Consider the following 14,211-nt stretch of genomic DNA (forward strand, 5'->3'; position numbering starts at 1 on the left):
GAAGTGGCGCGCAGCGGCCCCAAAAATGGCGGAATGAAATACATGGCACCCTGGCTGACAGTAGTAGGTATCGGCGAAGACGGCTTCAGCGGCCTGGGCAAGCAGGCCAGGCGCGCGCTGCTGGGCGCTGCGCGGATCTTCGGCAGCCCGCGCCAGCTGGCCTTGCTGCCACGCTGCGTGGCCGGCGAACGGCTGGGCTGGCCAAGCCCGTTCTCGCTGGCCCCGGTCCTGGCTCTGCGCGGTGAGCCAGTATGCGTGCTGGCCAGCGGCGACCCCATGTTCTACGGCGTAGGCGCCAGCCTGGCGCGCCAACTGCCCGCCGCTGAAATACGCGTGCTGTCGATGCCCTCCTCCTGCGCCCTGGCCGCCGCCCGCCTGGGCTGGCCACTGCAGGACGTGCAGGTGGTATCGCTGGTCGCTCGGCCCCTGGCAGCGCTAAATGCCCATCTGCACAGCGGTGTGCGCCTGCTGGTGCTGAGCAACGACGGCGACAGCCCGGCAGCAATTGCCACGCAGCTGCGCGAGCGGGGCTTCGGGCCAAGCCGCCTGCGAGTCTTCGAACACTTGGGTGGCGTGGACGAACGTGAGTTGGCCGGCACCGCCCAGGACTGGCCGCACAGCGATGTCGCCGCGCTCAACCTGGTAGCCATCGAGTGCCTGGCCACGCCCGAGGCGCCGCGCCTGCACCGGCTGGCCGGGTTGCCGGACAGCGCCTTCCGGCATGACGGCCAGCTGACCAAGCGCGACGTCCGCGCCATTACCCTGGCCCGCCTGGCACCACAGCCCGGCGAGTTGCTGTGGGACGTGGGCGCCGGCTGCGGCTCGATCGGCATCGAATGGATGCGCGCCCACCCGGCCTGCCGCGCCTTGGCCATCGAGGCCGACGAAGGCCGCCAGGGCTTCATCGAACACAACCGCGATGCGTTGGGTGTACCCGGCCTGCAACTGGTCCGCGGCAAGGCACCAGCGGCGCTGGAAGGCCTGGAGCAACCGGATGCGATCTTCATCGGTGGCGGCGTCACCCGCGAAGGTGTGCTCGACCTGTGCTGGGCAAGCCTGCGCCCAGGCGGCCGGCTGGTAGCCAATGCGGTGACCCTGCAAAGCGAACTGGCCCTGGCGCATTTCCGTGAACGCCACGGTGGCGAGCTGACCCGCATCCATGTCGCCCATGCCCAGCCATTGGGCGCGTTCGACACTTGGCGCCAGGCGCTGCCGATCACCTTGCTGGACGTGGTGAAACCCGCCGATGCGTGAAGAAACCCGCGAACAGCCCGCCCCCCTGCGCAGCGGCCTGACCACCGGCAGCTGCGCCACTGCCACCAGCCTGGCGGCAGCGCGCTTGCTGCTGGGAGGCGAGAGCAGCGACGCCGTCAGCATCACCCTGCCCAAGGGCAAGGTGGTGCAGATGCGCCTGGAGTTCTGCCGCCTCACCAGCCAAGGTGCCGAAGCGGGCACGCTCAAGGACGCCGGCGACGACCCGGACGTGACCCACGGCGCCCTGCTCTATAGCCAGGTTCGCCTGCTGGCCGAACCTGGCATCCGTTTTGTCGCCGGCACCGGCGTCGGCACCGTGACCCGCCCGGGGCTGGTGCTGGCGGTGGGTGAGCCGGCCATCAACCCGGTGCCACGGCGCATGATCAGCGACCACCTGCAACGCTTGGCAGACGAATGCAGCTACCCCGGCGGTTTCGAAGTCACGGTCAATGTGCAGGGCGGCGAGCAACTGGCCCTGAAGACCATGAACCCGCGGCTGGGCATCCTCGGCGGTCTGTCGATCCTCGGCACCAGCGGCATCGTGCGGCCGTTTTCCTGCGCGGCCTACATTGCCTCGATCCACCAGGGCATCGACGTCGCCCACACCAACGGCTACACGCATATCGCCGCATGCACCGGAAACGCCAGCGAAGACACCATGCGCCGCGTCTATGGCCTGCCGGAAATAGCCCTGATCGAAATGGGCGACTTCGTGGGTGCGGTGCTCAAGCACCTGCGCAAGGTACCGGTGCCACGCCTGACCCTGTGCGGCGGTTTCGGCAAGATCAGCAAACTGGCTGCCGGGCACATGGACCTGCACAGCCGTCATTCCAGCATCGACCTGCCGCAACTGGCCGGCTGGGCGGCGGACATCGGCGCCGACGCAGTGCTGCAGGCATCGATCATTACTGCCAACACCAGCCAACAGGCCCTGGCACTGGCCCATGCAGCCGGCATTCCCTTGGGTGACGCGGTGTGCGCCCACGCCCTGGCCTTCGCCCGCAGCGTGGTGCCGGCGCAGGTGCAGGTGGAGGTGTTCGCCATCGATCGCCAGGGTGGCATCGTCGGCCGGGCGGGTGTGCAATGAACGGGCGCATCCTGCTGCTGGGCGGCGTCACCGAAGCCCTGGCCATCGCTCGCCGCCTGGGCCCGCAGCATGTCTACAGCCTGGCGGGCATCGGCCGGGTGCCGCAGGACCTGCAATGCCAGGTTCGGGTCGGCGGCTTTGGCGGTGCCGAAGGGCTGGCGAACTACCTGCACGATGCAGGCATCACGTTGCTGATCGATGCTACCCATCCCTATGCCGCGCAGATCAGCCGCAACGCGGCCAACGCCTCACGCTTGGCCGGTATTCCGTGCTGGGCCTTGCGCCGCCAGGCCTGGCAGACACAAGCGGGGGACGACTGGCGCGAAGTCGAGAATTGGGCGGGATTGATCGAGGCACTCAAGCCGTTTCGCAGGCCATTGTTCACGCTCGGGCGTGAGCCGCTGCAACATCTGGACGAGATACCGCTGGAGCAGTTCTGGACCTTGCGTGCGTTGGAAACGTGCCCTGGCAACGATCGCTGCGAAGTGATTGGCGCGCGCGGGCCGTTCCATATCGAGGATGAGCGGGCGTTGTTCCAGCGCCGCAAGATCGATGTGCTGATCAGCAAGAACAGTGGCAGCGTAGCGACCGAACCGAAGCTGGAGGTGGCGCGGGAGCTGGGGATACCTGTGCTGATCCTGAAGCGACCGGCTTTGCCGGATGTGGACCGGGCATTCGATTCGCCAGCCGACCTGGCTGCGGCACTCGACCTGCAGTAACAAATGTCGCAAGCACACTGCAGCCCCCCTGTGGCCTACAGTATGTTCGGACTTTTCTTGCAAACCATGAAGTGGCCATGTGCCGCACTGCTGCCTTAAACTCGGCACTCTCCCCCGGAAGGCGCTACCCATATGGAAATGCAATGGTGGATCTGGCTGGTCTTCGGCATCGCGCTGATCCTGCTCGAACTGGTCCTGCCGACGTTCTTCATCCTCTGGTTCGGCATCGGCGCCGTGCTGGTATCGCTCATTTCGCTGGCCGCCCCAAGCCTGCAACTGGACATGCAGGTGCTGCTGTGGGTTTTGATGTCGTCAGTCACCACGGCACTGTGGTTCAAGCTGTTCCGGCGCAAGCAACCAGACGTGCGCTGGACCGCCGAAAGCGTGATCGGTGAAGTGGGGCTGCTGACTGCTGGTGTCTCGGAGTTCCAGAAAGGCCGTGTGCGCTTCCAGAAGCCTATCCTCGGCAACGAGGAATGGACCTGCATCGCCGACAGCGAGATCGCGGCCGGCGAGCGGGTACGCCTGACCGCCATCGAAGGGAACACCGCCCGGGTCATTCGGGCCTGAATCCGCACTAAAAGGAATTTCGCATCATGACCAGCCTCATCGTCGTCGTCGCCATCGCCCTGTTCGTCCTGATCACCGTGTTCAAGGGGGTGCGCATCGTGCCCCAGGGCGAAGAATGGGTCGTCGAGCGCCTGGGCCGCTACCAGAGCACGCTCAAGCCCGGCCTGAACATCGTCATCCCGTACATGGACGTGGTCGCCTACCGCCTGCCTACCAAGGACATCATCCTCGATGTGCAGCAGCAGGAAATCATCACCCGGGACAACGCCGTGATCGTCGCCAACGCCCTGTGCTTCGCCAAGGTGGTCGACCCACAGAAGGCCTCCTATGGCGTGCAGGACTTCTCGTTCGCCGTCACCAGCCTGACCATGACCTCGCTGCGCGCCATCGTCGGGGCCATGGACCTGGACGAAGCGCTGTCCAGCCGCGAGCAGATCAAGGCGCGCCTGCGCGAGGCGATGTCCGAGCAGACCGAAGACTGGGGCGTGACCGTACGCTCGGTGGAAATCCAGGACATCAAACCCTCGGAGAACATGCAACTGGCCATGGAGCGCCAGGCGGCAGCCGAGCGTGAGCGCAAGGCCGACGTGACCCGTGCCGAAGGGGCCAAGCAGGCGGCGATTCTGGAAGCAGAAGCACGCTTGCAGGCTGCCAGGCTGGATGCCGAAGCGCAGATCAGCCTGGCCGAGGCCTCGGCGCGGGCGATTTCGCTGGTCAAGGACGCGGTCGGCAACGAGACCGTGCCGGCGATGTACCTGCTGGGCGAGCGCTATGTGGGGGCCATGGAGAATCTGGCGGGCAGCAGCAATGCCAAGGTGGTGGTGCTGCCGGCAGACCTGCAGGAGACCGTGCGTGGGTTGATGGGCCGCAACAAGGCTTGAGGGTACCTTGATCTTCATCGCCGGCAAGCCAGCTCCCACAGGTTTACCACAGGCCCTGAAATCTGTGCGGGTCCCTGTGGGAGCTGGCTTGCCGGCGATTGGGCTGCAAAGCTGCCCCTCGAAGGGCCCGGCCTGCGTCACTTCACCGCACCCCGCCATTTTTACCTATACTCCGCCTTACAATACCCACCACGATTCCTGACCGGATCTCTCCATGCCCCCACGTCGGCACATCGCCTGGATAGCCTGCCTTGCAGTGCTGTTCAACCTGCTGGCCATGCCGCTGTCTTCCGCCGCGCCCAAGGGCCCGGCCGAACAGCTGCTGTGGGGGGCCTTCTGTTCCAGCATGGCCAACAAGGCCAAGGTCGACGTCCAGGCCCTGGCCAAGATCGACCTCGGCCCGCAAAGCGACGACAGCGCCAGCATGATGAATTGCTGGTGCTGCTCCGGTGCCGCGCCACTGCTGGCCTTGCCCGGCTACCCGCCGCAGCTGCACAACCCGCCGATACTGCTGGCCGGCCTGCTGCCGCCACCCGCCGACTACCACGCCACGCCGCGCCAACTCTGGCCGGCGCTCAACCCCCGTGCCTCTCCGCTGGCCTGAGTTCTTCACGCTGTCTGCCTGAACCTGAACAGAAACGGAGATTCACCATGCTCAAGCACGCCCTCGTCATGGCCGCCCTGTTGCTGCCCGGCGCCTTTGCCAATGCCCACGAATACAGCGTGGGTGACCTGCACATCGCCCACCCCTGGTCACTGCAGCTGCCCCCCAACGCCCCCAACGTCGCGGCGTATTTCGTGGTGCACAACAATGGCCAGGCCGACGACCGCCTGCTCGGTGTCGACAGCCCCATCAGCGATGACGCACAACTGCACGAGCATGCCACGAGCGCCAGCGGTGCCATGAAGATGCAGCAGATACCCAGCGTGGTGGTGCCCGCCGGCAAGGACTTGACCTTCGCCCCCAGCGCCTACCATGTGATGCTGATGCAGCCCAAGGACCGCAGCCTGCTCAGCGACGGCAAGCGCTTCCCGTTGACCCTGCACTTCGAAAAGGCCGGCGATATCACCGTCGATGTGGCCGTGCAGAAGCAGGCGCCGACGGACCAGCCGCACGCCCACGAACACGCGCACTGATCAACCGCTGAAAGGCACTCGCCATGAGCCTGCCGCGCCACAGCATCAGCCGTACCACCCGCCCTGACCGCAGGCGCGCCGGTGGCGGATGGCTGAGCCTGTTTGCCATGTGGATGATCTTCATCGGCCCGCTGATTTCCCAGTCGATGCCGATGGACCACCACGCCGGCATGAGCATGCCGATGGACATGCCGATGGTCACCGCCCATCAGCATGGCGGCGACACCCATCACGGTCAGGCTGGCGATGGCCAGCTGCATGTGATGTGGGAGAAGTGCGGTTACTGCAGCCTGTTGTTCAACTGCCCGGCCCTGCCCCAGGCCCTCAGCCCGCTCAGTGCCGGCAGCGTCGTCCCCACCACCCACCTGTTCGCACCCACGCGCCAGGGCCATGCCCGGCAGGCTGTATTCCCCGGCGCGCGCAGCCGCGCCCCCCCTTCATCGATCAACGTCTGAACCCACATTTTTCGCGCACGGAGCCAGGAGGCTTCGCGCTGACTCACGACTGATCGACTGGAATCATTATGTCCGGCTGCACCCCTGTTTTTGCCTTGTCCCTGCGAGGGACCATCGCCGCCGTATGCGGCTCGCTGCTCGCGCCCGTGGCCCTGGCCGCCGAACCTGGCCATGAAGGCCATGTACATGACGCCCCCGAGCTGAGCCCGACGGTAATCACCGCCGTGGCGCCGAGTTCGCCGCTGACCGTGGTCACCAACCCGAAAGACCCGCGCCAACCGGTCCCGGCCAGCGACGGCGCCGACTACCTGAAAACCATCCCCGGCTTCTCGGCCATCCGCGCCGGCGGCACCAATGGCGACCCGGTACTGCGCGGCATGTTCGGCTCGCGCCTGAACATCCTCACCAATGGCGGCCTGATGCTGGGCGCCTGCCCCAACCGCATGGATGCCCCCACGTCGTACATTTCGCCTGAAACCTACGACCGCCTGACCGTGATCAAAGGCCCGCAAAGCGTGATCTGGGGCCCGGGCGGCTCGGCGGGCACCATCCTCTTCGAGCGCGAGCCGGAGAAGTTCGGCACCCTCGGCAGCCGGGTCAACGCCAGCCTGCTGGCCGGCTCCAACGGCCGCTTCGACAAGGTGCTGGACACCGCCGCCGGCAACGACCAGGCCTACGCCCGCTTCGTCGGCAACCAGTCGCGCTCGGACGACTACCATGACGGCGATGACAACACCGTGCCGTCACGCTGGGACAAGTGGAATGGCGATGTCGCCCTCGGCTGGACCCCCGACCAGGACACCCTGCTGGAACTCACCGCCGGCAAGGGCGATGGTGAGGCCCGCTATGCCGGGCGTGGCATGGACGGCTCGCAGTTCAAACGCGAAAGCCTGGGCCTGCGTTTCGAAAAATCCAACCTCGGCGAGGTGCTCGACAAGGTCGAGGCGCAGGTCTACTACAACTACGCCGACCACGTGATGGACAACTACAGCCTGCGCACGCCTTCGGGCAGCGGCATGATGGGCATGCCGATGGTCAGCAACGTCGACCGCCGCACCATGGGCGCACGCATCAAGGCCACCTGGCGCTGGGCCGACGTGCAACTGATCAGCGGCATCGACGCGCAGACCAACGAACATCGCAAGCGTGGCGGCATGGGCGTGGACGCTCACAAGGGCCAGGCCTGGACCAAGGACGCCGACTTCCACAACTACGGTGCCTTCGGCGAGCTGACCTGGTACGTCAGCGGTGAGGACCGCATGATTACCGGTGCCCGCCTGGACCGCGCCTCGGCCCGCGACTTCCGCGCAACCAGCGCCACCAACGGCGACACCCGCGCCGATACCCTGCCCAGCGGTTTCGTCCGCTACGAGCACGACCTGGCAGCCATCCCGGCCACCACGTACATCGGCCTTGGTCATGCCCAGCGTTTCCCCGATTACTGGGAGCTGTTCTCGCCCAAGCTGGCACCACCCGGTGCGGCCAATGCTTTCGACGGTATCAAACCAGAGAAGACCACCCAGCTCGACTTCGGTGTCCAGTACCGTGACGAGCGCATGGAAGCCTGGGCATCTGGCTACATCGGGCAGATCCGCGACTACATCCTGTTCGACTACCAGGGAATGAGCTCCCAGGCTCGCAACATCGACGCCCGCATCATGGGCGGCGAACTGGGCGCGGCCTACCAGCTGACGGAAAACTGGAAGGCCGACGCCACGCTGGCCTACGCCTGGGGCAAGAACAGCAGTGACGGCACAGCACTGCCGCAAATGCCGCCTCTGGAAAGCCGCCTGGGCCTGACCTACAGCCGCGATGTCTGGAGCGTCGGCGCACTGTGGCGGCTGGTGGCGGCGCAGAACCGCATCGCCGAGAACCAGGGCAACGTGGTCGGCAAGGACTACGACAACAGCGCCGGCTTCGGCGTGTTCTCGCTCAATGGCGCTTACAAGGTAAGCAACCACCTCAAGCTCAGCGCGGGGGTCGACAACCTGTTCGACAAGACCTACGCCGAGCACTTGAACCTGGCCGGGAACGCCGGGTTCGGCTACCCGGCTACCGATCCACAGCCGGTCAACGAGCCAGGCAGGACCTTCTGGACCAAGGTCGACTTCAGCTTCTGACAACAACAACGGGCGCGGCGCAGGTCGCGCCCATCTGCTGGTCAAACAGGAGGTTCCCATGAGAGGAACACGCATCAACTTCTACAACCTGGCCTGGCGTTGGCACTTCTATGCGGGGCTGTTCGTGGCCCCGTTCATGATCCTGCTGGCAATCACCGGGATCATCTACCTGTTCAAGCCGCAGCTCGACCCGCTGCTGTACCGCGAGCTGATGGTGGTCGAAGCCGGCCACCACCGACAGGGCGCGGACACGATGCTGGCCGAGGTGCGCAAGGCCTACCCCGAGGGCCACGTTGGCCAGTACCTGCCGCCGCTGGACGCCGAACGAAGCGCGCAATTCGTGGTGCATGACGCCGGGCGCGAACTGAACGTGTTCGTCGATCCCTATAGCGGCAAAGTCCTCGGCGAACAGGATGGGAAGCAGAACCTGCAGGCCATTGCCCGCGCCCTGCATGGCGAACTGATGGTCGGCACGGTCGGTGACCGCCTGGTAGAACTGGCCGCGGGCTGGGGCATCGTGCTGGTGGTGTCGGGCCTGTACCTGTGGTGGCCACGCGGGCGCAATGGCGCTGGCGTGCTGTGGCCACGGCTGTCGGCACGCGGCCGAATGTTCTGGCGCGACCTGCATGCGGTAACCGGCTTCTGGGGCTCGGCCTTGTTGCTGCTGATGCTGGTCAGCGGCATGACCTGGACCGGCCTGTGGGGCAAGCAGTACGCCGACTTGTGGAACCGCTTTCCGGCGGCCATGTGGAACGACGTGCCCAAGTCGGACCAACAGGCGGGTGAACTCAACAGCGCGCACCGCCAGACCGTGCCGTGGGCGATGGAAAACACGCCGATGCCACAGTCCGGTGCACACGCCGAACATGCCGGGCATCACATGACGTCGAGCGCGCCGGCAGCGCCACAGATAAGCCTGCAGCAAGTCGAAGACATCGCAACCGCGCGCCAGGTCGAGCCGGGTTACAGCATTACCGCGCCGACCACGGCCGATGGCGTGTTCACCATCGCCGTATTCGCCGACGACCCGCGCAACGACGCCACCCTGCATGTCGACCAGTACACCGGCAAGGTGCTGGCCGATGTGCGCTGGCAGGACTACAGCCCGGTCGCCCGTGCCACCGAGCTGGGTGTGATGCTGCATGAAGGCAAGATGTTCGGGGCGTTCAACCAGATCATCATCCTGCTGGTGTGCCTGATGATCTTGCTGGGCTCGGTGAGCGGGCTGGTGATGTGGTGGAAGCGCAGGCCGGCCGGCGGGCTGGGTGTGCCGCCGCTGCGCCATGACCTGCCGCGCTGGAAAGTAGCGGTGGGGGTGATGCTGGTGCTGGGGTTGATGTTCCCGCTGGTGGGGGTGTCGATGGTGGTGATGTGGCTGGTGGATAGCTTGGTGGTGAGGCGCGGCCGGGTGCTGGCCAGCGCTTGAGTCTTGGCCTGTACCGGCCTCTTCGCGGGCTTGCCCGCTCCCACAGGATAACCACAGATTTCAAGGCCTGTGGTGCACCTGTGGGAGCGGGCAAGCCCGCGAAGAGGCCGGCACAGGCACAACACTGCTACCCAAAAGTCGAGTCGATCTGTCGCGCCCCGAACTGGAACGCGCGTGTTAGCCTAGCCGGCTACCTCTGACAAGACGACCGACCGTCCAACGGAATGCAGCCTATGACGCAAACCTCACCCACAGCGCCAGATGAACAGCATCTGCAGCGCAACCTGACCAACCGCCACATCCAGCTGATCGCCATCGGTGGAGCGATCGGTACCGGCCTGTTCATGGGCTCGGGCAAGACCATCAGCCTGGCCGGGCCGTCGATCATCTTCGTCTACATGATCATCGGCTTCATGCTGTTCTTCGTCATGCGCGCCATGGGCGAACTGCTGCTGTCGAACCTCAACTACAAGTCGTTCATCGATTTTTCCGCCGACCTGCTCGGCCCCTGGGCAGGCTACTTCACCGGCTGGACCTACTGGTTCTGCTGGGTGGTCACCGGCATCGCCGACGTGGTCGCGATCGCGGCATATACACAGTTCTGGTTCCCTGAACTGCCGCAGTGGATACCGGCGCTGACCTGCGTAGGGCTGCTGCTGTCGCTGAACCTGGTGACGGTGAAGATGTTCGGTGAAATGGAGTTCTGGTTCGCCCTGATCAAGATCGTCGCCATCATCGGCCTGGTCGCCACCGGCCTGTACATGGTCATCACCGGCTTCACCTCGCCCAGCGGGCGCACCGCACAACTGGCCAACCTGTGGAATGACGGCGGCATGTTCCCCAATGGCCTGATGGGCTTCTTCGCCGGCTTCCAGATCGCCGTGTTCGCTTTCGTCGGCATCGAGTTGGTGGGTACAACCGCCGCCGAAGCGAAGAACCCGGAGCGCACCCTGCCGCGGGCGATCAACTCGATCCCGGTACGCATCATCGTGTTCTATGTGCTGGCGCTGATCGCGATCATGGCCGTGACCCCATGGCGCGACGTGGTGCCGGGCAAGAGCCCGTTCGTGGAGTTGTTCGTGCTGGCCGGCCTGCCGGCGGCGGCGAGCATCATCAACTTCGTGGTGCTGACCTCGGCGGCCTCCTCTGCCAACAGCGGCGTTTTCTCCACCAGCCGCATGCTCTACGGCCTGTCGCAGGAAGGTGACGCGCCCAAGGCCTTCGAGAAACTGTCGAGCCGCTCGGTACCTGCCAACGGCCTGTATTTCTCCTGCACCTGCCTGCTGCTGGGTGCAGTGCTGATCTACCTGGTGCCGAACGTGATCGAGGCATTCACCCTGGTGACTACCGTTTCGGCGGTGCTGTTCATGTTCGTCTGGACACTGATCCTGCTGTCGTACCTGCAGTACCGCAAACACCGCGCGGCACTGCACCAGGCGTCGAAGTACAAGATGCCCGGCGGGCGTTTCATGTGCTACGTGTGCCTGGTGTTCTTTGCTTTCATCCTGGTGTTGCTGAGCCTGGAGGACGATACCCGCGCGGCGTTGCTGGTGACGCCGATCTGGTTCGTGCTGCTGGCGGTGACCTATCAGGGTGTGCGCAGCAAGCGTCATCCGCGCACGGCTGTGCGTAACGGCTGATGCCCCTGGGGGCTGCTCTGCAGCCCTTTCGCCGGCAAGCCAGCTTGTGTCTTCAAGGTCTCTTAAACTCGAAAGGGTGAGAGCAGTGGATGGCAGACTGAAAGCCAGATGTGCTCTAAAGCACGAGTGGGAGCCTAGTCGCCATCCACCTCTCACTCTGACCTAAGCCCGAACAGTTGAATGAGTGGCGAACTCGTAGTCACAAGCTAGGGCTAAGTCAGAGTGCTCTCACTTCTTGAGTGTAAGAGGGCTTGGCGATGATTTCCTACTTCGTTGGTCTCGACGTTTCGAAAGCGACTCTGGATGTGGGCTTTCTTCCTGAAAGTATTCCCCAGTTCCAGGTCAGGAATGACCCAGAGGGCTTTGCGCAACTGATCGCATGCCTGAACGAGCTTGAGGTCGAACGGGTCTTGCTGGAAGCCACTGGTGGCTATGAACGAGCCGTATTCAAAGCCTTGCGACTGGAGGGTTTGAACGTCATCAGGGTCAACCCCAAGCGCTGTCGGGACTATGCGAGTGCCATGGGCAAAATTGCCAAGACTGACAAGATCGACGCCCAGATGCTGGCGCGGTTTGCCAGGGATTTCGAGGACTTGCCGCAGATAGAGCCTAATCAAGATCGGGATGAACTGGGAGAGCTCATCAAACTCCGTGGCAATCTTGTCCAGCATCGGGATGATGACAAGCGTCGGATGAAACAAACCACTTCAGTTACGGCCATTACCGTTTATACCGAGCATGTCGCTTACCTGAATGATCAGATTAAGGCTTTGGACAAGGCGATTGAGCGCGCCTCGAACGTGCTGGATCGCACGACAGCCATGCGGCTAAGGTCTGTGAAAGGGATTGGCGTCATCAGTTGTGGCACCTTCATGGCCTACCTACCTGAGCTGGGAAGCGTGACGGGGCGCGAAATTGCAGCCTTGGCTGGGTTAGCGCCGTACAACAAAGACAGCGGCAAGAAGAGTGGCCCGAGGAAGATCGAAGGCGGGCGTTACAGAGTCCGCAAGGCGGCCTACATGTCGATCTGGTCAATGATCCAGCATGTCCCAGAAGTTAGAACCCGCTATGAAGACCTGATAGCCCGAGGCAAGTGCGCAAAAGTTGCCGCAGTGGCGTGCATGCGCGTGTTGCTGGTGCGCCTGAACGCAATGCTGCGTGACGGAACGGAGTGGAAAGAGCTCAAGCCTCAGGTACCCGCAACCTGATCACGAACGAGGATCGATTTTCTACAAATGCGGGCTTCGCCAACGACACCGCTACGCGGTATCGAGCGAAGCCCTGCCCGAATGGCACGCTTGAAAATAAATTTCTAAAGACAGTTGCTCCCACAGGGACAGCGCATGGCTCGAGGCCGATGCGGTCGAGGTGGGAGCTGGCTTGCCGGCGATGGGCCGCACAGCGGCCCCAATCCTGTGCACACAAATCCATCAGGCACCAACCTGGATCCAACCAACGCCCCAACACCTCGCACAACCCCTCTATTGCGCACCTTCCGCCGTTAGGCACATCCCTTGCAACACCCCTCCCCGCTTGCCCAACACATAAAAACTCAGCGGAGAGAGCACATGAAGCGACGCAGTCTGATCAAGGCCTTCACCCTTAGCGCATCGATTGCCGCAATGGGCCTGAGCTGGAGCATCCAGGCCGCCGAAACCATCAAGGTCGGTATCCTGCATTCGCTTTCGGGGACCATGGCCATTTCCGAGACTTCGCTCAAGGACATGGCGCTGATGACCATCGAGCAGATCAACGCAAAGGGCGGCGTGAACGGCAAGCTGCTCGAACCGGTGGTGGTCGACCCGGCCTCCAACTGGCCGCTGTTCGCCGAAAAGAGCCGCCAGCTGCTGACCCAGGACAAGGTGGCAGTGGTGTTCGGCTGCTGGACCTCGGTATCGCGCAAATCGGTGCTGCCAGTGTTCGAAGAGCTCAACGGCCTGCTGTTCTACCCGGTGCAGTACGAAGGTGAAGAGATGTCGCCAAACGTGTTCTACACCGGCGCCGCGCCCAACCAGCAGGCCATCCCGGCCGTGGAGTACCTGATGAGCGAGGACGGCGGCAGCGCCAAGCGCTTCTTCCTGCTAGGCACCGACTACGTCTACCCGCGCACCACCAACAAGATCCTGCGTGCCTTCCTGCACAGCAAGGGCGTGGCCGACAAGGACATCGAAGAGGTGTACACGCCGTTCGGCCACAGCGATTACCAGACCATCGTCGCCAACATCAAGAAGTTCTCCGCCGGCGGCAAGACCGCCGTCATCTCCACGGTCAACGGCGACTCCAACGTGCCGTTCTACAAGGAGCTGGCCAACCAGGGCCTGAAGGCCACCGACGTGCCGGTGGTGGCGTTCTCGGTGGGCGAAGAAGAACTGCGCGGCATCGACACCAAGCCTCTGGTGGGCCATCTGGCGGCGTGGAACTACTTCGAGTCTGTGGATAACCCGGTCAACCAGAAGTTCGTCGCCGACTGGAAAGCCTACGCCAAGGCCAAGGGCCTGCCAGGCGCCGACAAGGCGGTGACCAACGACCCGATGGAGGCCACCTACGTGGGCATCCACATGTGGGCGCAGGCGGTGGAAAAAGCCAAGTCCACCGATGTCGACAAGGTGCGCGAGGCACTGGCCGGGCAAAGCTTCGAGGCGCCGTCCGGTTTCACCCTGACCATGGACAAGACCAACCACCACCTGCACAAGCCGGTGATGATCGGCGAAATCCAGGATGACGGGCAGTTCAGCGTGGTGTGGGAGACCGAGCAACCGCTGCGGGCACAGCCATGGAGCCCGTTTATTCCCGGCAACGACAAGCGCCCTGATTACGCCGTGAAAGGTAACTGAGTGCACTGGGGCTGCTCTGCAGCCCATTCGCGGGCTCGCCCGCTCCCACAGGGACCGCACAATTTTCAAACTGTGCACCGTACCTGTG

The 14,211-nt window shown here is 64.1% G+C and carries 13 protein-coding genes; all 13 read left to right on the forward strand.

The annotated features are described in order from the left end of the window. The first annotated feature begins 42 nt into the window (after nt 1–42). The 13 genes from cbiE (at nt 43) to urtA (ending at nt 14,123) form a co-directional block, all read left to right on the forward strand. Entirely contained in the window at nt 43–1,254 is a 1,212-nt protein-coding gene (gene cbiE, locus AC2T3R_RS23240; RefSeq protein WP_410952276.1) for a precorrin-6y C5,15-methyltransferase (decarboxylating) subunit CbiE, read from the forward strand. Next, a complete protein-coding gene (locus tag AC2T3R_RS23245) occupies nt 1,247–2,341 on the forward strand; it encodes a cobalt-precorrin-5B (C(1))-methyltransferase (RefSeq protein ID WP_410952275.1) in 1,095 nt (364 codons plus the stop codon). Before cbiE ends, AC2T3R_RS23245 begins: the two co-directional genes overlap by 8 nt. Continuing rightward, nucleotides 2,338–3,060 (forward strand): cobalt-precorrin-6A reductase, encoded by a 723-nt coding sequence (locus AC2T3R_RS23250; RefSeq protein WP_486744320.1) that lies wholly within the window; start codon nt 2,338–2,340, stop codon nt 3,058–3,060. Before AC2T3R_RS23245 ends, AC2T3R_RS23250 begins: the two co-directional genes overlap by 4 nt. A gap of 132 nt (nt 3,061–3,192) precedes the next feature. Continuing rightward, nucleotides 3,193–3,630 carry an NfeD family protein gene (locus AC2T3R_RS23255; RefSeq protein WP_003257542.1) on the forward strand — a complete coding sequence of 146 codons (438 nt, stop codon included), beginning with the start codon at nt 3,193–3,195 and terminating at the stop codon, nt 3,628–3,630. A gap of 26 nt (nt 3,631–3,656) precedes the next feature. Further along, nucleotides 3,657–4,511, forward strand: coding sequence for an SPFH domain-containing protein (locus AC2T3R_RS23260; protein ID WP_013974384.1), 855 nt, complete (start codon nt 3,657–3,659; stop codon nt 4,509–4,511). A 214-nt stretch (nt 4,512–4,725) separates the two neighbouring features. Next, on the forward strand, nt 4,726–5,115 hold the full coding sequence (locus tag AC2T3R_RS23265; RefSeq protein WP_024087799.1) for a DUF2946 domain-containing protein: 390 nt from the start codon (nt 4,726–4,728) through the stop codon (nt 5,113–5,115). Between the two features lie 47 nt (nt 5,116–5,162). Continuing rightward, nucleotides 5,163–5,648 (forward strand): copper chaperone PCu(A)C, encoded by a 486-nt coding sequence (locus tag AC2T3R_RS23270; RefSeq protein WP_486744321.1) that lies wholly within the window; start codon nt 5,163–5,165, stop codon nt 5,646–5,648. A gap of 23 nt (nt 5,649–5,671) precedes the next feature. After that, a complete protein-coding gene (locus AC2T3R_RS23275; RefSeq protein WP_486744322.1) occupies nt 5,672–6,103 on the forward strand; it encodes a DUF2946 domain-containing protein in 432 nt (143 codons plus the stop codon). Between the two features lie 68 nt (nt 6,104–6,171). Then, entirely contained in the window at nt 6,172–8,223 is a 2,052-nt protein-coding gene (locus AC2T3R_RS23280; RefSeq protein WP_486744323.1) for a TonB-dependent copper receptor, read from the forward strand. Nucleotides 8,224–8,281: 58 nt separating this feature from the next. After that, complete coding sequence (locus AC2T3R_RS23285) at nt 8,282–9,649, forward strand: PepSY-associated TM helix domain-containing protein (protein WP_486744324.1); 1,368 nt, start codon at nt 8,282–8,284, stop codon at nt 9,647–9,649. 233 nt (nt 9,650–9,882) lie between these two features. Further along, nucleotides 9,883–11,289 (forward strand): D-serine/D-alanine/glycine transporter, encoded by a 1,407-nt coding sequence (cycA, locus tag AC2T3R_RS23290; RefSeq protein WP_486744326.1) that lies wholly within the window; start codon nt 9,883–9,885, stop codon nt 11,287–11,289. 257 nt (nt 11,290–11,546) lie between these two features. Then, nucleotides 11,547–12,497, forward strand: a complete 951-nt coding sequence (locus AC2T3R_RS23295) for an IS110 family transposase (protein WP_486743821.1) — start codon at nt 11,547–11,549, stop codon at nt 12,495–12,497. A 360-nt stretch (nt 12,498–12,857) separates the two neighbouring features. Next, nucleotides 12,858–14,123: an urea ABC transporter substrate-binding protein gene (gene urtA / locus AC2T3R_RS23300; protein ID WP_013974390.1), complete on the forward strand. Its 1,266-nt coding sequence runs from the start codon at nt 12,858–12,860 to the stop codon at nt 14,121–14,123. Nucleotides 14,124–14,211 lie beyond the last annotated feature (88 nt).

The sequence above is a fragment of the Pseudomonas sp. PVC-5-1 genome (assembly GCF_057444345.1).